General features: G+C 63.6%; 17 protein-coding genes. 10 read left to right on the top strand and 7 right to left on the bottom strand.

The window, feature by feature from the left end; genetic code table 11:
* Nucleotides 1–23 precede the first annotated feature (23 nt).
* The 6 genes from KIP88_RS23175 to KIP88_RS23150 all read right to left on the bottom strand — a co-directional run bounded on the left by KIP88_RS23175 (nucleotide 24) and on the right by KIP88_RS23150 (nucleotide 6981).
* Nucleotides 24–515 (bottom strand): hypothetical protein, encoded by a 492-nt coding sequence (locus tag KIP88_RS23175; protein ID WP_249790960.1) that lies wholly within the window; start codon nucleotides 513–515, stop codon nucleotides 24–26.
* A 559-nt stretch (nucleotides 516–1074) separates the two neighbouring features.
* Nucleotides 1075–1686, bottom strand: coding sequence for a sigma-70 family RNA polymerase sigma factor (locus KIP88_RS23170; protein ID WP_214490302.1), 612 nt, complete (start codon nucleotides 1684–1686; stop codon nucleotides 1075–1077).
* Nucleotides 1687–2259: 573 nt separating this feature from the next.
* Nucleotides 2260–3000: a response regulator gene (locus KIP88_RS23165; protein ID WP_214490301.1), complete on the bottom strand. Its 741-nt coding sequence runs from the start codon at nucleotides 2998–3000 to the stop codon at nucleotides 2260–2262.
* Nucleotides 2997–4742, bottom strand: coding sequence for a DUF3369 domain-containing protein (locus KIP88_RS23160; RefSeq protein WP_214490300.1), 1746 nt, complete (start codon nucleotides 4740–4742; stop codon nucleotides 2997–2999). The genes KIP88_RS23165 and KIP88_RS23160 overlap by 4 nt, the downstream gene beginning before the upstream one ends.
* The gene (locus KIP88_RS23155) at nucleotides 4712–6706 is read right to left on the bottom strand and encodes a HAMP domain-containing sensor histidine kinase (protein ID WP_214490391.1); all 1995 of its coding nucleotides are present in this window, start codon (nucleotides 6704–6706) and stop codon (nucleotides 4712–4714) included. Before KIP88_RS23155 ends, KIP88_RS23160 begins: the two co-directional genes overlap by 31 nt.
* An 89-nt stretch (nucleotides 6707–6795) precedes the next feature.
* Nucleotides 6796–6981: a hypothetical protein gene (locus KIP88_RS23150; RefSeq protein WP_214490299.1), complete on the bottom strand. Its 186-nt coding sequence runs from the start codon at nucleotides 6979–6981 to the stop codon at nucleotides 6796–6798.
* Nucleotides 6982–7349: 368 nt separating this feature from the next.
* Between KIP88_RS23150 and ugpB the strand changes: the two genes are divergently transcribed.
* From ugpB to KIP88_RS23100, 10 genes are all read left to right on the top strand, one after another.
* On the top strand, nucleotides 7350–8660 hold the full coding sequence (ugpB, locus tag KIP88_RS23145) for a sn-glycerol-3-phosphate ABC transporter substrate-binding protein UgpB (protein WP_249790959.1): 1311 nt from the start codon (nucleotides 7350–7352) through the stop codon (nucleotides 8658–8660).
* Nucleotides 8661–8784: 124 nt separating this feature from the next.
* Nucleotides 8785–9738: a phosphotransferase gene (locus KIP88_RS23140; protein WP_214490297.1), complete on the top strand. Its 954-nt coding sequence runs from the start codon at nucleotides 8785–8787 to the stop codon at nucleotides 9736–9738.
* A 229-nt stretch (nucleotides 9739–9967) separates the two neighbouring features.
* Entirely contained in the window at nucleotides 9968–11587 is a 1620-nt protein-coding gene (locus tag KIP88_RS23135) for an ABC transporter substrate-binding protein (RefSeq protein ID WP_214490296.1), read from the top strand.
* Nucleotides 11588–11599: 12 nt separating this feature from the next.
* Nucleotides 11600–12613, top strand: a complete 1014-nt coding sequence (locus tag KIP88_RS23130) for an ABC transporter permease (RefSeq protein ID WP_214490295.1) — start codon at nucleotides 11600–11602, stop codon at nucleotides 12611–12613.
* 9 nt (nucleotides 12614–12622) lie between these two features.
* Nucleotides 12623–13522 carry an ABC transporter permease gene (locus KIP88_RS23125; RefSeq protein WP_214490294.1) on the top strand — a complete coding sequence of 300 codons (900 nt, stop codon included), beginning with the start codon at nucleotides 12623–12625 and terminating at the stop codon, nucleotides 13520–13522.
* 64 nt (nucleotides 13523–13586) lie between these two features.
* Complete coding sequence (locus KIP88_RS23120; RefSeq protein ID WP_214490293.1) at nucleotides 13587–15389, top strand: ABC transporter ATP-binding protein; 1803 nt, start codon at nucleotides 13587–13589, stop codon at nucleotides 15387–15389.
* 19 nt (nucleotides 15390–15408) lie between these two features.
* Nucleotides 15409–15591, top strand: a complete 183-nt coding sequence (locus KIP88_RS23115; protein ID WP_214490292.1) for a DUF4089 domain-containing protein — start codon at nucleotides 15409–15411, stop codon at nucleotides 15589–15591.
* A 7-nt stretch (nucleotides 15592–15598) separates the two neighbouring features.
* Nucleotides 15599–16996, top strand: coding sequence for an AtzE family amidohydrolase (locus KIP88_RS23110; protein ID WP_214490291.1), 1398 nt, complete (start codon nucleotides 15599–15601; stop codon nucleotides 16994–16996).
* A 2-nt stretch (nucleotides 16997–16998) separates the two neighbouring features.
* Entirely contained in the window at nucleotides 16999–17412 is a 414-nt protein-coding gene (hpxZ, locus tag KIP88_RS23105; RefSeq protein ID WP_214490290.1) for an oxalurate catabolism protein HpxZ, read from the top strand.
* 71 nt (nucleotides 17413–17483) lie between these two features.
* Entirely contained in the window at nucleotides 17484–18134 is a 651-nt protein-coding gene (locus KIP88_RS23100; RefSeq protein ID WP_374226502.1) for a GntR family transcriptional regulator, read from the top strand.
* 92 nt (nucleotides 18135–18226) lie between these two features.
* Here KIP88_RS23100 and atzF read toward each other — a convergent pair whose 3' ends face one another.
* Complete coding sequence (gene atzF, locus KIP88_RS23095; RefSeq protein ID WP_214490288.1) at nucleotides 18227–20032, bottom strand: allophanate hydrolase; 1806 nt, start codon at nucleotides 20030–20032, stop codon at nucleotides 18227–18229.
* Nucleotides 20033–20095 lie beyond the last annotated feature (63 nt).

The raw sequence follows: 20095 nt of genomic DNA, 5'->3' as shown, positions 1-20095 counted from the left end.
CCCGCGTGCGCCGGGCTACCGCCCTACCGGCAGTAGTCCCAGAACCCCTGGGTACGGGAGGGATCGGTATAGTACCAGCACATCCCCGGCGCCGGTGCTGCGCCCGCCCAGGCGGCAGCCGTGGCAGCGGTCACCATGCCAATCGCGGCTCCGGCTGCGATTGCGCCGCCGCGTGGCCAGGAATAGTGGCCGGGCCGAGCCCATCCAGCGCGGCCGACAGTGCCGACAGCGACGGCGCCGCCCGGGCGAACCGCTGGGCCGCGCACTACAGTCCGGCTTCGGGCCACGGCACCGCCGCGCGGTCCGACGGCAACGCTACTCCGACGCGCAGCAGCACGGACCTGGATGATATCGGAGGCATCCTTTACCTGCTCGGGTGCGGAGGTTGTGGGATGGAGTGGTACCGACAATGCGGGATTCGTCAGGCCGATCGTGACAAGAGCGGAAAGCGCCATCGACGGGGCAATGATGGCGCCAAGACGTTGCAGCGGTAGTTGGAGAGTGAGCTTTGCCATTAGTTCCTCCGGCTTGTTTGAGGCATTGTTCTTGGACACAGCCGTTCTCATCCGGCGATGTTCAGATCGCCGAACGGTTAAGCAAATTCCGCCGCAGGATCGGGCGGATCGATGTCAGCTCTATTCTGAAGTAACGGTTCCAAGTGCAGGTGGCACGATGCCGCGCGCACCAAGCGTTGTGCAGTCGATCAAAAAACTGAACTTCCAGTTTGCTGCATGACCACCTTCTTTCCACGATCTCTGTCGCATGAAGGATTTAGTCCCGCAAAACGTGCGGTCCGAGACATTCAGCCTAGGTCCGACTACCTAAAGTTGGCAAGTGGAATAAATGGTGCAGTTATTGACCTATATCAAACAGCGAAAATTTCTCGAAAATCATTCAGCCTTAACCGCCATTGCCTTCGCCCCGCGCCGGCGCACGGCGACGACCTGCGGCGTATCATACTTCCGAACAGCTTTGGCCAGTGGTGCGTGGAGAGATCAATAGTGGAGTGATCAATAGACGACACGGGAAGCGGACGATACCGCTCCCCGTTGGCCGTTGACGATACCTGATCCTTTATGCGGCGAGGCTGTCGACGCCGGCGCCCTTAAGCAACTCGGCCAGTTGTTTGCGGGCATAGAACATCCGGGTCTTCACCGTGCTCTGGGGAATACCGATGATCGCACCGGCCTCTTCCACCGACTTCTCGTGGTAGTAGACCAGGTTGATGATCTCGCGATGGGCCGGCGACAGCTTGGCGACGCAGGCGCGCAGGATCGCGCTGGTGTTGCTGCGGTCGAGCGAGGCTTCCGGCGTGTCGGCCTCATCGGCGATCTCCAGCACGTCTTCCTGCTCGATGTCCTCATGCTTGCGCTGGCGCAGCGCGGTCAGCGCCTTGAAACGGGCAATCGACAGCAGCCAGGTTGAAACCTGCGAGCGGCCCTCGAACTGGCTGGCGGTCCGCCACACGTCGAGGAACACCTGGCTGACGAGGTCTTCCGCCATGGTGGTGTCGCGCACCATGCGCAGCACGAAGCGGTAAACCCGGACGTTATGGCGGGAATAAAGCACATGCATCGCCGTGCGATCGCCCTTGGCAATACTCTGCAGCAGCATTTCGTCTGTTGTCGCGCGGGCGGCGGCAATCGACTTCTTGGCTGCGGCGTTGATGGCGACGACGTTCGACATGACAGGCTCCCAATTCCGACGCCGGGCGGCGTTTCGTTGGGAGAATTGTTAATTAGGCTCGGTTTCGGGATGTCTGCACCAAAAGGGAAAAATGGTTTCGTGCAGGAGAGAATTGTTTCGTCGCAGGGCCTGCGACGAAACATTCGGGGCTAAAAGGCCAGTAATTTCAATATGCGGAAAATTGGAAGATTTCGGATGCGGATTCGTTCCGCACAGGCGCAAACCTATCGTCGTTCCTGCGAATGCAGGACCCATGACCACAGGGCGTTGTTGTCTGGAAAGGACGTCTACCACAGCGTGTCAATATAACCGCCGCGGCGTATGGGTCGCCGCGCCCCGTGCGCAATTGCGCACTAGGCGGGGACGACCGTGGGGAAGGCGAGAACCTCTCAACCTGTCGCCCCTGCGGACGCAGGGGCCCATACACCGCGGCCGGTGTGAAGGGCACGCCGCGCGCGACGGCTTCGCTTCAGCAGCCCACAGCGCTAGTTGATTAACGGAGAGCGTCAGCCACCACGCTTCATCGATAGATCACGCGGTATGGGTCCCTGCGTTCGCAGGGACGACGAAGGCCTAACCCTTCTCGCCCGTCGGCGAGAACAAATAGCCACCGCCCCTGATGGTGCGGATCACGGCGGGCTTGGTCGGGTCGATCTCGATCTTGCGCCGGATGCGCATGATGCGCAGGTCGACCGCGCGGTCGAACGCTTCGGCGTCGCGCGCATTGGCCAATTCCAAAAGCCGCTCGCGCGACAACACGCGTTTGGGATTCGCCGCAAACACCTTCAACAGGCCGAATTCGGACGCCGTCAGCGGATGCTCGTTGCCTTCGTCGTCGCGCAGCGCCTGGGCTTCGAGGTCGAGCCATTTGGTGCCGAACCGCACCAGCTGTTCCTTCTCCGCCTTTGCAGCCGCAGCCTCAGGTGCTGCAGCCGCCTTGGCCGGCGTACTGCGGCGAAGCACCGAGCGGATGCGCGCCATCAATTCGCGCAGCTCGCAGGGCTTTGCGATGTAGTCGTCAGCGCCGAGTTCGAGGCCGACGACGCGGTCGATCGGGCTCGCGGTCGCCGTCAGCATGATGACAGGAACGTTGATGCGGCTCTTCAGGTCGCGAATGATCGAAAGTCCGTCTTCCTCGGGCATGTTGAGGTCGAGCACGACGAGGTCGGGCACGGCGGTCTCGATCTCGCGGCGCAGGCTTTTGCCGCCGTCGCACAGGGTGACGCTGAAACCGTGCATCTTGAGGTAATCACCGACCATCTCGCGGGCCGGTGGCTCGTCGTCGACAATGAAGATGTGCGGGCTCTGGGTCATGTCGTCTCTGTCGCTGGCAGTGTAACCGTAAACGTCGATCCCTGTCCGGGACCGGCGCTTTCCGCGGTAACATGGCCGCCATGCATGTCGATGATGCGTTTGACGATCGACAGGCCGAGGCCGGTCGAACTTTCCCCGGCCGTCGGCTTGGCCGACAGCCGCTGGAACCGGCCGAACAGCCGGCCGAGATCCTCCGGAGACAATCCGGCACCCTGATCGGTAATACGGATGATGGTGTCGCTGCCATCATGGGTGACGCCTACCGTGATCTTGCCGCCGATCGGCGAGTATTTGATGGCGTTGCTGAAGAGGTTGTCGATTGCCTCGCGGATCCGGTCGGCGTCGCACATGGTGACGAAATTCGGCGGCGCCGACACGGCGATGGACTGCTGCTTGTTGACCGCCGAAGGCAGGTTCGAATCGGCGACCTCGGAAACGAGCGCTCCGACATCGACCGGTTCGCGGCGGATCGTGATGTCGAAGGCGTCCGCCATCGCATCCGAAATCAGGTGATCGACCATCGAGGTCAGGCGCTTGGTGGCGTCCCTGATATGCTCGACCTGGGCGGTGACGTTCTCCTTGGGCGAGCCGGCGCTGATCAATTCCGTCAGCATTTCGGTGCGGCCGAGGATCACGCCGAGCGGGTTCTTCAAATCGTGCGCGACGGTGCCGAGAATCTCGTTCTTGAAGCCATTGGCGCGCTGCAGCCGCAGCCACTGCGCCGACAGCCGCCGGTTGGCCTGCATCAGCGCGCGGGTGCGCTGGGCGACGCGGTCCTCGAGCTGGGTGTTGGCCTCGTGCAGTTGCCGGTAGAGGATGACGTTGTCGAACGCGATCGACAGCCGGCTGGAGAAAATCTCGACCAGCGCGCGGTCGGTGTCGGAAAGCTGGCGCTCGGCCTGCAGCAGCACCACCACTTCGCGGCCAGAGCCGGTGCGCAGATAAAGCACGCTGCGATGATCGGCGAACTCGTTCTTGCGGCGCTGGAAGGCGGCTTCCACCATTTGCCGCAAATCCGGATCGAGCGCCCTGGAGCTCGTGGTGCCGATGAAGCGGCTGTAGCAGCCCGAGCCCGCCAGCACCGAGAACTCGCTCCCCGCGGCGCCGTCGTCGCGCAGCACCAGGATGCCGGCGCAGTCGACATTGAGCAGCGAGGCGAGCTGCGTCAGCACGCCTTCCGCGAGCCGCTGCATCGATTTGAAGTCGTAGAGCGTCGAGGCGGCGTCGATGATGATTTCAAGTCCGCGCCTGGTCTGCACCATGCGCTCGAGCTGCTGGTAACTGCGCAGCGCGGCCGTGAGCGAGGTGAACAGCTTGTCGGCCGTGAGCTCGGTCTTGGCCTTGTAGTCGTTGATGTCGTACTGGACGATGACGCGGCGCTCGGGCGCCTGGCCGGGCTGGCCGGTGCGCAGGATGATGCGGACGGTTTCGTTCTTGAGCTCGTTGCGGATGTATTCGACGAGGTCCAGGCCCGCTACGTCGGTTTCCATGATGACGTCGAGCAGCACGGCCGCGACGTCGGGATTGTTGCGCATCAAGGTGCGGCCTTCGGCCGCGGAATAGGCCGACAGGATTTCCAGCGTCGCGCCATGGAGATTGTAGTCGCTCAGCGCAAAGCGGGTGCCCTCGTGCACCGCGGCATCGTCGTCGATGACGGCGATCTTCCATTTGCGCGCGGACGAGTCCTCCGGAACGGTCCCGGTATCGTCGATCAGGTGGAGGACATCGTCCTGTTCGGCCATTGAGAAGTTCCGTCGGCTATTGTCTGGTCTGCAATCGTGGGTTCGCCCCGGGCGACTTTGGGCATAATAATGCGGAATGTGGTGCCTTGTCCCAGCCTTGACTCCAGCATCATCCGGCCGCCGAGCTGTTGAGTGACAAGATTATAGACGATATGCAAGCCCAGTCCGGTGCCGCCTTCGTTGCGGCGCGTCGTAAAGAAGGGGTCGAACGCCTGCCGCTGCACGTCCGGCGTCATTCCGGCCCCGTTGTCGGCAAAAATGATCTCGACATCGTCGCTGCCGCGCGCCCGCGCCGAGATCGTGATCGCCCCGGACCGGCCGTCGGCAAAGGCATGATTGGCGGCGTTGAGGAAGAGATTGGTTAATATCTGGCCGTAGGAGCCGGGATAGCCGTCGATGAAAAGCCCTTCGGGCACGTCCACCGACAGCGTGATCGCCGCCTTCTTCAGCACCGGTTTCAGGCTGGCGACGATCTGGTCGGTGGCCTCGCTGAGGTTGAATTGGCGGCGCTCGGCGTGCGAGCGGTCCACCGCCACCTGCTTGAACGACTGGATCAGCTCGCCGGCGCGGTGCAGATTGGCCACCAGTTGCCCTGCTGCGTCGCGCGAGCTTTTGACGAAGTCGTCGAGTTTTGAGCGGCGCAGCGGCTCCGTCCGCAGCTCCTGCTCGAACATGTCGGCGCGACGCGCAAAGCTCGACGCCACCGTCAGGCTGATGCCGATCGGGTTGTTCACCTCATGGGCGACGCCGGCGACCAGCCCGCCGAGCGCCGCCAGCCGTTCGGCATCGATCAGGTTCTGCTGCGCGGTATTGAGCTCGAGCAGCGCGCTTTCGGCCTTTTCCTTGGAGGCGCGCAGTTCGTCCTCGGTCTTGCGCTTGGCGATGGCGTTTTCGCGGAATACGTCCACCGCGCGCGCCATGGCGCCGACCTCGTCCCTGGCGGTGGTACCCTGCACGCGGCGATCGTAATTGCCCGAGGTGATCGCATGCATCGCCGCCAGGATCTGCTGCAGCGGCAGGCGGATCGAGAGCGCGATCAGGACGCCGGCGGACAGGATGATGCCGAGGAACATCACGGCGATCGACAGCACCCGGCGCGAGATGGCCGACAATGTCTTGTCGAACGTCTCCTGCGCCTTCTGCTCGCGCTGGCGCATCTTGACCGACAGCTCGTCGATGACGCCGATGGCCTCGGCCTGGCTGGCATCGATGGTGCTGCGCAGGAGTTCGGTCCGGATCGCGAGCTGCTCGGTCAGTTTGGCCATGCCCTCGCGCAGCGCCACGGTGCGCGCCTTCAGCCGCGTCAACGCCATGCGCTGCAAATCATTGTCGGCAAGGTCGGCCATCGCGGGGATGGTGTTCTCGATCGTCTCGGTGTTCCTGCGGGCATCCTCGGCGGAGGCCGAGGCGCGCGACAAATAATAGGCGTTGGTGGCGACCAGCATGGCCGTAAACGCCTCGCGGGATTTCCCGAGTGCCGGCCAGATCTGCGCATCGCGATGCCCGGTGGCGCCCTCGATGATCGAGTACAACCCGGCCATTTCGCGGGCCGGGCCCAGCACCTGCTGCTCATAGGTCTTGGTGATGGTGGCCTGCACGGCGCGCAATTCGCCAAAACCGTTGAGAAAACGGTCGGTGACGAGTTCGAGCCGCTCGACCGATCCTGACAGCATCGGGTCGTTCGCGGCGCGCGTGGTGAGCGTGCCGAGCACTGCTTCCCGCAGCAGCAGGATCTCGGCGAACAGGTCGGGGCTCGGCTGATTGATGTAGCGATGGATCAGGTTCTGCAGCCGGCTGGTTTCGCTCTCCAGCAGCGCCAGGATCTTGTCGGACTCCCGCACCTGCCGGACATCGTCCCAGGCCGAACCCAGCACCTTGGCGCCGTTCCAGATCAGCACGGCGAGCACCACGACGACGGCGGAGTTCAATCCCGCGATCGACAGGATGCGCCAGCGGATCGGCACCGCGCGCAGCCACTGGACGACGCGAAAACGGCCTCGGGCGGCGAAGCTCGCCGGCCGTTCCGCTGTTCGCTGCTGTTGCGGTGCGCCGGTCAAGTCAGTTCCACTCTGCGAAGGCGCCCGATCAATACCCGCGTCATCGTTCCGATCAATGCAACGTTGGTACGGTTGAGATCGGCCGCGCCGGTCCTGATATGTGCGAGGGCTTCCTTTTCCGCGCCGAACCGGCCGGATTGGAACGTGTCGATCAGATGCCTCTCGTTTTGGGGATCGGGCATACGAAACTCGCGCGCAAAAGCACCCGTTGAGACCGCCGTAAGCAACAGCGCGACAACAAGCACGAAGGTCCGCGAAAGGTCGGCGCGGCGATACACAGGCGACAATCCCCTTAGAGATGAAGTCTGCAGCGGGGGAGAAAAGGTTCAACGCATTTTTATCAGAATCTACCGATGTTTGGCTATTGGTGGTTGGGCTGGCAGGTGGTATGCGGCGGGTAATCCTCATAATCTTGCGGCAATCTTAGATTGTGTTGTGCGCTGCGGTGATGCCGGGTGGATTGAAACCACAGCCTGAGGGATTTATGAGGACGTAGCGAGCAGATATTTCGCCAGCGCGGCAAAGCAGGAAATCACCAGTGAAATTGGCCTTGAGATTCTTGCAATTCGCAGCACTCGCCGCCACGACGCTTGCGTCTCCGGCGCAGGCCGCCACCGAGATCATGTGGTGGCACGCGATGTCGGGGGAGCTCGGCAAGCAGCTTGAAAAGCTGGCGACCGATTTCAATGCGTCGCAGTCCGACTACCGGGTCGTGCCGACATACAAGGGCAACTACACCGAGACGGTGACGGCGGCGATCTTCGCCTTCCGTTCGCGAAGCCAGCCCGCCATCGTTCAGGTCAACGAGATCGCGACCGCCACCATGATGGCGGCAAAGGGCGCGATCTATCCGGTGTTCGAATTGATGCGCGATCAGTCGGAGCCGTTTTCGCCTGAGGCGTATCTGCCGGCCGTGACCGGTTATTATTCCGATGTCGCCGGCAACATGCTGTCGTTTCCGTTCAATGTCTCGACGCCGATCCTTTACTACAACAGGGATCTGTTCCGCGCCGCGGGGCTCGACCCCGAGGTAGCGCCGAAGACCTGGGTTGAGGTCGGCGCTGCGGCGAAGCGCCTGCGCGCGGCTGGCTCGCCCTGCGGGCTCACCACATCCTGGCCTTCCTGGGTCCATGTCGAGAATTTTTCCGCGTTCCACAATCTGCCACTGGCGAGCCGGGCCAACGGCTTCAGCGGCCTCGACGCGGAATTGACCTTCAACAATCCGGACGTGGTGCGGCACATCGCGCAACTGGCGGAATGGCAGGCGACGAAAGTCTTCGACTATAGCGGGCGCGGGCAGTCGGCCGAGCCGCGCTTTCAGAAGGGCGAATGCGCCATCTTCATCGGCTCTTCCGGGACGCGTGCGGACATCAAGGCCAATTCGAAGTTCGAGGTTGGCTACGGCATGATCCCGCACCGGGCCGAAATCGCCGGCGCCCCGCAAAACTCCATCATCGGCGGCGCCACGCTATGGGTGCTGCGCGACCGGCCGCGCGGCGAATACGCCGGCGTCGCGCGGTTCTTCGCCTATCTCTCGAAGCCGGAAGTTCAGGCCGCCTGGCACCAGAACACGGGCTATCTGCCGATCACCCGCGCCGCCTTCGATCTCTCCCGCGCGCAGGGCTTCTACGATCGCAATCCTGGTGCTGCGATCGGTATCGAGCAGCTGACCTTGAAGCCGCCGACCGAGAATTCGAAGGGAATCCGGCTCGGGTCCTTTGTGCTGATCCGCGGCGTGATCGATGAAGAACTCGAGCATATTTTCAGCGGCAAGCAGTCCGCGCAGACAGCCCTCGACGTCGCCGCCGAGCGCGGCAACCGCCTGCTGCGCCAGTTCGAGCGGGCCAATCCGGATAGGTAGTTGTCACGTAGCCCGGGTGAAGCGCAGCGTAACCCGGGGTTCAGCTGCAGCGCTGGCCCCGGATTTCGCTTGCGCTCCATCCGGGCTACATGCTCGCAATGACGATAAATAATGACAGGTCACCATGACCGCATCGCTGCCGAGCTTCGCCGACTACGAGCCCTTCCGCATCTGGCGCGCCGATCCGGCGCAATGGCTGCCGATCGCACACGATATCGCCCGCAGCCACGGCCTTGCCTGCACCACGCCGCAGGTTTTCGCCACCGGCACCAATCTCGTCATGGCGCTCGACGACATACTCATCCTGAAGATCTTCCCACCATTCCTTCGTTCCCAGTTCGTCTCGGAACGTGGCTCGCTCGCCCAACTTCGCGGGCAGCTTCGTATCGCGATCCCCGAAACCGTCGTCGAAGGGGAGCGCGACGGATGGCCGTATCTCGTCATCACGCGGCTGCCGGGCGTTCTCGGCGCGGACGCGTGGCCGTCGCTGCCGGAAGCTGACAAGGAGCGCGTGCTGGCCGAGATCGGCGAGACCATTGTCGAGGTGCAGCGTGTTCCGGCCGGACCGCTCGCCTCGATCGAGCCGGGCTGGAACGCTTTCATGCGCCGGCAAATCGAGGGATGCCGCGCGCGGCACACGCGCCTCGGTTTGCCGCAGAAATTTCTGGACGGACTGGACGACCTGCTGCGCGACGCAGCCGCGTTGACGGCGCTGGACGGGCCGCCGGTGACCCTGACCGGCGAATACATCCCGGAGAATTTCCTGTTGAGCCGCGATGGTTCGGGTTGGCGGCTCGCAGGCCTGATCGATTTCGGCGACGTGATGACCGGCATGCGCGAATATGACCTGCTGGGTCCCAGCGCCTTCATGACCGCCGGCATGCCGCGGCGGGTGCGGAGCCTGTTCGAGGGTTTTGGGTACTCTGCCGCGGATATCACGCCCGATCTGAAGCGGCGGCTGATGGCGCTGATGCTGCTGCATCGTGCCAGCGATCCCGTCAGGCACATCTGCATCGAGGGTTGGCAAGAGAAGGCGAGCGACCTGTTCGAGCTGCAGGATTTGCTTTGGCCCATCTGAGTGCCGCACAGCAATAGAGCGTTGAAAATATCTGCATATTTATTGAGCAAATATGCCTCTTTGTATGCAATCTGCCAGGATGTCGCACTGCATGCGGTGTCGCGCCGCGGATATCTTTGTAAGCTAAATCAATCGGTTAGTGCAGCGATAACGCTTCCTTAACGGTTGGCACAAACCTTGCGATTCCAGTTCCAAAGCCGTTTTCCCTCTGACGTTTGGAGCATCACCCATGAAGCGTCGCGATTTTTTGAAATCGGTCACCGGAGTTGCCGCGGGCGCGATGGTGCCCGCGCCGGCGATCTGGTCCGCAGCCAAGGCTGATGCGCGGTCGGAGACGCTGCTGATCGTCTCGGAAAGCGGCCCCAACAATCTCGACATTCACGGCGTCGGCACCAACGTGCCCGGCTACGAGGTGTCGTGGAATTGCTACGACCGCCTGATCAGCCACGAGATGAAGAGCGGGCCCGGCGGCGTGCCGTATTACGACCGCGACAAGTTCAAGCCCGAACTGGCCGAAGACATGAACGTCGGCGACATGTCGGTCACCTTCAAGCTGAAGAAGAACGCAAAATTCCACGACGGCGCCCCGGTCACGGCCAAGGACGTCAAGTGGTCGCTCGATCGCGCGGTCAGCGTCGGCGGTTTTCCGACGTTCCAGATGGGCGCGGGCTCCCTGACCAAGACCGAGCAGTTCGTCATTGTCGACGACAGCACGGTGCGGATCGATTTCGCCAAGAAGGACCGCCTCACCATTCCGGACCTCGCGGTGATCGTGCCCTGCGTCGTCAATTCCGAACTGGTGAAGAAGAACGCCAGCGAGAAGGATCCCTGGGGCCTCGAATACACCAAGCAGCAGACCGCGGGCTCCGGCGCCTACAAGGTGACGAAGTGGACCGCCGGCACTGAAGTCGTCATGGAGCGCAACGACGCGTGGGCCGGTGGTCCCTTGCCGAAGGTCAAGCGCGTGATCTGGCGCATGGTGCCGCAGGCCGGCAACCGCCGCGCGCTCTTGGAACGCGGCGACGCCGATATCTCCTACGATCTGCCGAACAAGGATTTCGTCGAGCTGAAGGACAGCGGCAAGCTCAACATCGTATCGGTGCCGTATTCCAACGGCGTCCAGTACATCGGCATGAACGTCAAGATCCCGCCGTTCGACAACCCCAAGGTTCGCGAGGCGGTGGCTTGCGCGATCCCCTACCAGAAGATCATGGATGCGGTGCTGTTTGGCCTGGCCAAGCCGATGTTCGGCGCGGCTGCCGACAAGGCAACCGAGGTGGCGTGGCCGCAGGCGACCAAATACGTCACCGATATCGCCAGGGCCAAGGCATTGCTGGCGGAGGCCGGCCATCCCAATGGTTTCGAGACCACGCTGTCGTTCGACCTCGGCTTTGCCGGCGTCAACGAACCGCTCTGCGTGCTGGTGCAGGAGAGCCTCGCGCAGATCGGCATCAAGACCACCATCAACAAGATCCCCGGCGCCAACTGGCGCACCGAGCTCAACAAGAAGGTGCTGCCGCTCTACACCAACGTGTTCTCCGGTTGGCTCGATTATCCCGAGTACTTCTTCATCTGGTGCTACGACGGCAAGAATTCGATCTTCAACACCATGAGCTACCAGTCGAAGGCGATGGACGAATTCATCGGCGGCGCCGTCGACGCCGCGGCGATCGGCAACACCGCCAAATACGACGCCGACGTAAAAGGTTTCGTCGACCTCGCCTTCAAGGACATCCCGCGCATCCCGCTGTATCAGCCATACGTCAACGTCGCGACGCAGAAGAACGTGTCGGGCTATCAGTATTGGTTCCACCGTCGCTTGGATTATCGCGCGCTCGTGAAGGCATAAGAGGCGAGCGTCATGCTGACCATGATCGGCAAGCGGCTGATGTTTGCGATCCCGTCGCTGATCGGGGTTGTCATCGTCACGTTCCTCCTGACGCGCGCGCTGCCCGGCGACCCCGCGGCCTATTTCGCCGGGCCCGCGGCGAGCAAGGAAGCCATCGAGCAGATCCGCAAGAAACTAGGCTTCGACAAGCCGCTGATCGAGCAGTTCTTCCGCTACACCAACGATCTCGCGCATGGCGATTTCGGCAACTCGCTGACAACGGGCCAGCCGGTCGCCACCGAAATCCGCAATCGCCTGCCGGCCTCTGCCGAACTGACGCTGCTCGGCCTTGTCGTTTCGGTCATGATTGCGATCCCGCTCGGCGTGCTGGCGGCGACCCGGCCGGGCTCCTGGATCGACCATCTCTGTCGCATCACGACGACGGCCGGCGTATCGCTGCCGGTGTTCTTTACCGGCCTGGTGCTGGTCTACCTGTTCTATTTCAGACTCGGCTGGTCGCCGGCGCCGCTCGGCCGGCTCGATGTGTTCTACAGCGCGCCGCCCACCGTGACCGGTCTCTATCTCATCGACGCCCTGATCGCGCGCGATCTCGAAACGTTTCGTTCTGCGTTCAGTCAGCTCATCCTGCCGGCGGCGACGCTGGCGATCTTCTCGCTGGCGCCGATCGCGCGCATGACGCGGGCCTCGATGCTGGCGGTGCTGGCGTCCGACTTCGTCCGCACCGCGCGCGCCAGCGGGCTGTCGCCGTCGACGGTGATCGTTACCTACGCGTTTCGCAACGCGATGCTGCCTGTCATCACCACGCTCAGCATGGTGTTCTCGTTCCTGCTGGGCGCCAATGTGCTGGTCGAAAAGGTGTTCGCCTGGCCCGGCATCGGCTCCTACGCGGTGGAAGCGCTGATCTCGTCGGACTTCGCGCCGGTGCAAGGCTTCGTGCTGACCATGGCGGTCATGTACGTGCTGCTGAACCTAATCATCGACATTCTCTATGGCGTGATTGATCCGCGCGTGCGGCTTGAAGGGTGAGGTTGGAAGATGAGTAGCGTTGCGCCTGCCGTTGAACCCACAGCTCCCGCGCGTACGTCGGGGCTGGCTGCGATGTTCGAGCATGTCAGCTATGTGCTCGGCGAGAACCGCGTTACGGCGTTCGCCTTCGGCCTGCTGGTCATCATCCTGTTCGCCGCGATCTTCGGCCCCTACATCGTTCCCTACGATCCGCTCGCCAGCGATACCGCCGCGGCGCTGAAGCCGCCGTCTGCCGCACACTGGTTCGGCACCGATCAGTTGGGCCGGGACATCTTCAGCCGCGTTGTCGTTGCCACGCGGCTCGATACGTTCATCGCGGTCGCCTCCGTGGCGCTGGTGTTCCTGATGGGCGGCCTTGCCGGCATCGCGGCCGGCTATTTCGGCGGCTGGACCGACCGTATCGTCGGCCGCATCGCGGACACCATCATGGCATTCCCGCTGTTCGTGCTGGCGATGGGCATTGTGGCTGCGCTCGGCAATACCGTACAGAACATCATCATCGCGACCGCGATCGTGAACTTTCCGCTTTACGCGCGCGTAGCGCGGGCCGAGGCGAACGTGCGTCGCAATGCCGGCTTCGTGCAGGCGGCGCGGCTGTCCGGCAACAGCGAAATGCGGATTCTCCTGGTGCATATTCTGCCCAACATCATGCCGATCATGATCGTGCAGATGTCGCTGACCATGGGCTATGCGATCCTCAACGCCGCCGGCCTCTCCTTCATTGGGCTTGGCGTGCGCCCGCCGACGGCGGAATGGGGCATCATGGTCGCGGAAGGCGCTACCTTCATGGTTTCAGGCGAATGGTGGATCGCGCTGTTCCCGGGCCTTGCCCTGATGCTCGCGGTATTCTGCTTCAATCTGCTCGGTGACGGCCTGCGCGACATCGTCGATCCGCAGCGGAGGACGTGATGGGCAAGTTGCCGTCCGTTCTACTTTGCATGGGGTTGTTTTCGAGATTCTTGCGGGGATCATCATGACGGCACAGCCTCTACTCGACGTCAGCGACCTCACAGTCGAATTCACGACGCGGCGCGGCATCGTGAAAGCCGTGCAGCACGTCAACATCGCCGTCGGCAAGGGCGAGACGCTCGGCATCGTCGGCGAGTCCGGCTCCGGCAAGTCGGTGACGTCCTATGCCGTGATGCGGATCCTCGACCGCGCCGGCAGGATCGCCGAGGGCTCGGTGATGTTTTCCGGCATCGACGTCAAGGCCGCGAGCGAAAACGAGATGCGCGATCTCCGCGGCCGCGAAATCTCGATGATTTTCCAGAATCCGCGCGCGGCACTGAATCCGATCCGAAAAGTGGGCGACCAGATCGAGGACGTGCTGCGCCAGCACGTGCAGAGCGCGGCCAGCGACCGCGGCGAGAAGGCGATCGAGGCGCTGGAGCAGGTCAAGATCGCCCGTCCCCGCGAGCGCTATCACGCCTATCCGTTCGAACTGTCCGGCGGCATGTGCCAGCGTGTCGTAATCGCATTGGCCCTGGCCTGTAACCCGCAGCTCCTGATCGCAGACGAGCCGACGACGGGGCTCGACGTCACCACGCAGAAGGCGGTGATGGATTTGATCGTGGAGCTGACCAAGCGTCGCCACATGTCGACGATCCTGATCACGCATGATCTCGGCCTTGCCGCCGCTTATTGCGACCGCGTGGTGGTCATGGAGAAGGGCCGGGTGGTGGAGACCGCGAAGTCTGCCGATATTTTTGCCAGGCCAGAACACGCCTATACCAAGAAGCTGATGCGTGCGACGCCGAGGCTTGGCGTTTCATTGCGCGATCTGTTGCCGGAGGAGGAGAGTACTCCTGTCATGGCCGGGCATAGCCGTCCGAAGGACGGCGTCGCTTCCGCTCGCCTATGCCCGGCCATCCATCAACCTTCGGAAGACTCTTCTTCCGGGATGGACCCCCGGGTCAAGCCCGGGGGTGACGCCAGTGCAAAGCCGCTCCTCCTCGTCGAAAAGCTCGTCAAGGAATATCCGCGCCAGGGCGCCAGCGCGGTGCTGTCAAAACTGTTCTCCCGCAAGCCGCCCGTCGAAGCCGAAATATTCCGCGCGGTCGACGGCATCGGCTTCACCGTCGGTCACGGCGAGAGCGTCGGCCTCGTCGGTGAATCCGGTTGCGGCAAGTCCACGACCTCGATGATGGTGATGCGCCTGCTCGACCAGACTTCCGGCCGCATCCTGTTCGATGGCGAGGAGATCGGCGCCATCCTGCCGCAGGCCTTTGCACGGCTGCCGCTGCGCAAGAGCATCCAGATGGTGTTCCAGGACCCGACCGACAGCCTCAACCCGCGCTTCACCGCCGCACGTGCGATTGTCGATCCGATCATGCAACTCGGCGACATCAGGGGACGCGATGCGCTACGCGCCCGCTGCGAGGAACTCGCTGGCCTGGTCGGCCTCCCGGTCAATTTGCTCGATCGGTTCCCGCATCAATTATCCGGCGGCCAGAAAGCCCGTGTCGGCATCGCGCGGGCAATCGCGCTGCATCCAAAGCTCGTGATCCTTGACGAACCGACGGCGGCGCTCGACGTCTCCGTGCAGGCTGTCGTGCTCAATCTGCTACAGGATCTCAAGCAATCGATGGGCATGAGTTATTTGTTTGTGTCCCATGATTTGAACGTGGTGCGTTTGTTGTGCGATCGTGTCATCGTGATGCGTGCGGGGCGAATCGTCGAGCAGGGCTCGTCCGAACGCGTGCTTGGCGATCCGCAGGATGCCTATACAAAGGAATTGCTGACGGCGATCCCGCATCCGCCGTTGCCGGTTCACTAGAAAATCGAATGGGAGCGAAATGGCTGCCGATCATCTTGATGGTTACATCGATGCCGTATCCAAGGCGCTGGCGCTGCCGGTCGAGGAAGCCTGGCGACCTGCGGTGCGGGCGAACCTCGAAGTATCGCTGAGGCTGGCGCGGCTGGTCGATGAATTCCCGCTGCCGGACGAAACCGAGCCGGCCAGTGTCTACACAGCCTGACCGAGCCATGACCATAAACACCGACGGGCTGTCAGCCCAGCAAATCGCGCAAGCCGTAACAGACGGCAAGCTGTCCGCGCTCGATGCGACCGAGGCCGCCCTGGCGCGGATCGCTAAACACGATTCCGTGCTGAACTCGTTCACGGACGTCACCGCCGACCGCGCGCGTGCAAAGGCCCGCGCGGTCGATGCGGCGATTGCCGCCGGCCAGAAAGTCGGTCCGCTCGCCGGCGTTCCGTTCGCGGTGAAGAACCTGTTTGACGTAAAAGGTCTTTCCACCCGCGCCGGATCGAAGATCAACCGCGATCTGGCGCCGTCGCCGCGCGATGCCACGCTGATCGAGCGCATGGAGGCGCAGGGCGCGGTGCTGGTCGGCGCGCTCAACATGGGCGAATACGCCTACGATTTTACGGGCGAGAACGTGCATGACGGCCCGTCGCGCAATCCGCATGATACGACGCGGATGACCGGCGGCTCCTCCGGTGGCTCGGGCAGTGCGGTCGGCGGCGGCCTGGTTCCGATCGCGCTCGGATCTGACACCAACGGATCGATCCGCGTGCCCTCGTCGTTCTGCGGCATCTTTGGCCTAAAGCCGACCTATGGCCGGCTGTCGCGGGCGCGCTCGTTTCCCTTTGTCGCGAGCTTCGATCATCTCGGCCCGTTCGCGCGCAATGTCGGCGACCTCGCGCGGGCCTATGACGCGATGCAGGGTCCCGACGCTGACGATGCAGCCTGCACGACGCGGCCGGTCGAGCCGATCACGCCGCTGCTGGTCGAAGGCATCGACGGCCTGCGGGTTGCGGTGGCGGGCGGTTATTTCCAGAGGAACGTATTCCCGGAAGCGGTCGAAGCCGTGGCGCGCGTCGCCAAGGCGCTGAACGCGACCAAGACCGTCGAAATTCCCGAAGCCGCACGCGCCCGCGCCGCGGCTTACGTGATCACGACGACCGAAGGCGCTTCGCTGCATCTCGACCGCCTGCGCAAGCGTCCTAACGATTTCGATCCGGCGGTGCGCGACCGCCTGATCGCCGGCGCCATGGTGCCGGCGCCGCTGGTCGACCGTGCGCAAAAATTCCGCCGCTGGTATCGCGCAAAGGTGCTGGAGCTGTTCAGGTCGGTCGACGTGATCATCGCGCCCGCCACGCCCTGCATCGCGCCGAAATTGGGACAGGTAAACTTCGTGCTCGACGGTGTCGAACTGCCAGTGCGTGCCAATATCGGCATCCACACCCAGCCGATTTCGTTTATCGGCCTGCCCGTGGTCGCAGTGCCAATTCCGCTGGTGCCGATGCCGATTGGCGTGCAGATCATCGCCGCTCCCTGGCGGGAAGATATCGCGCTGCGCGTTGCACATGCGCTGGAGCGCGCCGGCGTCGCCACCGCGCCGCTCCCGAGAGGACTGTAGCCATGGAGATCGATCTTCCCGACGTGCTCGCCGAAGTCACCGCGCAATTCGCGCGCTATGAGAAGGCGCTGGTGTCGAACGACGTCGCGGTGCTCGACGAGTTATTCCGCAACGACCCCCACACGCTGCGCTACGGCATCGCCGAAAACCTCTACGGCTATGATGCGATCATGGCATTCCGCGCCGCGCGTTCGCCGGTCGGGCTGATGCGCCGCACCGACAAGACCGTGATCACGACCTACGGCCGCGATACCGCCGTCGCCTCGACGCTGTTCTATCGCGACGGCGCGCCGGGCAGGGTAGGGCGGCAGATGCAAACCTGGATACGGTTTCCGGAAGGGTGGAAGATCGTCGCGGCCCACGTCAGCATCATCGACGAGCCCGAATCTTCCAAGCAAACGGGTCAAACGACATGAGTCTGGATGATCCTGTCGTGCAGTCCGGCGTCGAATCCGGGACGGTGGTTCGCCGCGTCGATCGCCCGTCGATGCCACGCGACAAGGTTACGCGCGCGGAAGAGCTGCGGCTGCAGCTTGCCGACGAGATCGTGCGCGGCGTGCTGCCGCCGGGATCGGCGCTCGACGAGACCGACATCGCACGGCGCTTTTCCGTATCGCGCACGCCGGTTCGCGAGGCGCTGCGCCAACTGGTGGCGAGCGGCCTGGTCGAAGCCCGCGCCCACCGCGGCGCCGTCGTCGCGCAGCCCTCGCTGGATCGCTTGACTGAAATGTTCGAGGCGATGGCCGAACTGGAAGCCCTGTGCGCCGGGCTCGCCGCCGAGCGGATGCCGCCGGCGGATCGCCAGAAGCTGGAAGGGATACACGAGGAATTGCGCGTGCTGAGCCATGCCGGAAATCCCGAGCGCTTTCACGAGGTCAACGAGCGCTTCCATAACGCGATCTATGCCGGCTCGCAGAACGGCTACATCGCCGAGATGACGCTGGCGACGCGGGTGCGGGTGCAACCGTTCCGCCGCGCCCAGTTCCGCAACCTCGGGCGTCTGGCGAAATCGCATGCCGAACACGACCGCGTCGTGGTCGCGATCATGCGCGGCGACAAGGCCGGCGCGGCCGCCGCGATGCGCGCTCATATTGAGCTGGTGCGCGGGGAGTACGAGCTCTACGCGGTGTCGGTGTAGCCCTTCGTCATTGCGAGGAGCGAAGCGACGAAGCAATCCATCTTTCGGCGTGCGAGGATAGATGGATTGCTTCGCTTCGCTCGCAATGACGGCTAAACCCCCGCCTTCTCCGCCATGAACGCGCGCCAGCCGCCGTAGCCTGAAATATCGCGCGCGCCTTCGATCGCCACGGGCTCGACGACAAAACCCTTCACCCCTCTTCCATCAGCCAACCGTACCGTGCCGATTCCGAGCGGCGGCGGGATTGCGGCGACGAATCTGCCGAAGGCTGCGGCCGACAACGCCCATAGCTCCAGCTTGATCGAACTTCCCGCGCCTGCGTCCACGCGCAGCATGCCGGGCTTCGGCGGCGTGGTGTCGAGCGCGTAGAGCTTGTAGTCCGGCGCAGTCGTGGTCGCCTCGAGCAGGCGTGCGCCGAGCGCCTGCAGTTCGCCGTTGAGCACCATGCCGGAGAGATGTGCGCCGACCACGGCGATGGTGATTTCGCCGCTGGTGCCAGCCGGCAATGCAGCGAGCACGGGCTGCGTCAGGCCCTTGGCTCCCATCTTGAGTTTGGTGTCGGCGTGAAACACGTGGCCGATGCTGGCGAGCGCTGCGTCGCGGCCTGCGGGCGCCAGCAGCGTGATGCCGAACGGAATGCCGTCTGGTCGCATCGCGGCCGGCAGCGCAAGGCCGCAGAGATCGAGCAAGTTCACAAAATTAGTGTAGGTGCCGAGCCGGCTGTTGAGTTCGACCGGATTGGCCAGCACCTGCGCGGTCGAATAGGCGGTCGGCGCCGTCGGCAGCACCATGGCGTCGTAATTGTCAAAGCTGCGCTCGGCTGTGCGCCGCAGCGCCTGCAGCCGATAGAGCGCGGCAAAAGTGTCGGCGGCGGTCAGCCGCGCGCCGGCGGCCGTAATCTCGCGCGTCACCGGATGAATCGAATCCGGCGAGGATGCCAGCAGGTCGCGGATGACGAGATAACGTTCGGCGACCCACGGCCCCTCATAGAGCAGCCGCGCGGTCTCATAAAACGGCTCCAGATCGAATTCGACCAGCGTGGCGCCGAGCGACGTCCAGCGCTCAAGCGCCTCGCCATAGGCTTTCTCCGCGGCGCGGTCGCCGAAGAAAATCAATTGGCCGTTGCGCGGCACGCCGAGCCGGAGTTTCTCGGGAAACGCGGACATCTTCTCCACCGGCCGGTCGCGCGAAAACGGATCGGCGCCGTCAGATCCCGCCATCGCCGAGAGCGCAGTCATCGCGTCGTCGACGGTCAGCGAGAACACCGAAATGCAGTCCAGCGTCCGGCAGGCCGGGACCAGGCCGGCATTGGAGATCAGCCCGAGGCTCGGCTTCAATCCGACGATGTTGTTCAGCATCGCCGGCACGCGGCCGCTGCCTGCGGTGTCGGTGCCGAGTGCGAGCGGCACCAGGCCGGCGGAAACCGCGACCGCCGAACCCGAGCTCGACCCGCCCGGTATGAGATCGGCGCGAACCGGATTAATGGGAATGCCGTAGGGCGAGCGGACGCCGACGAGGCCGGTTGCGAACTGGTCGAGATTGGTCTTGCCGATGATGATGGCGCCGGCCGCCCGCAGTTTTGCCACGGCTGTCGAATCCTGCGCGGGCGAATAGGAGAAAGCAGGGCAGGCCGCCGTGGTCGGCATGCCCTGCGCGTCGATATTGTCCTTCACCGCGACCGGCACGCCATAGAGGGGAAGCGCCGCCGCGTCTTTCGAGGCCAGCGCTTCGGCGTCCGCCAGCGCCTCCTTCTCGTCGCGCAGGCTGATGAATATGGCGGGGTCGTTGTGGTCGCGGATGCGCTGATAGCTGCGCGCGACAGTTTGCGCCGGGGTCATGGTCGCGGCGCGGTGCGCGGCGACAATGGCGGCAACGGTTTCAGGCGCGTCAGACCCCATGGCGAGCAAAACTCCAGCGAGCAAAGGTTACCGGGAATGAAGCAAGCGATGTGCCATTGTGTA

It is taken from the genome of Bradyrhizobium sp. SRL28, from assembly GCF_018596315.1.
Lineage (GTDB): Bacteria > Pseudomonadota > Alphaproteobacteria > Rhizobiales > Xanthobacteraceae > Bradyrhizobium.
The sequence above is the reverse complement of the archived record's forward strand: the minus strand, read 5'-3'. Positions and strand labels throughout refer to the sequence as shown.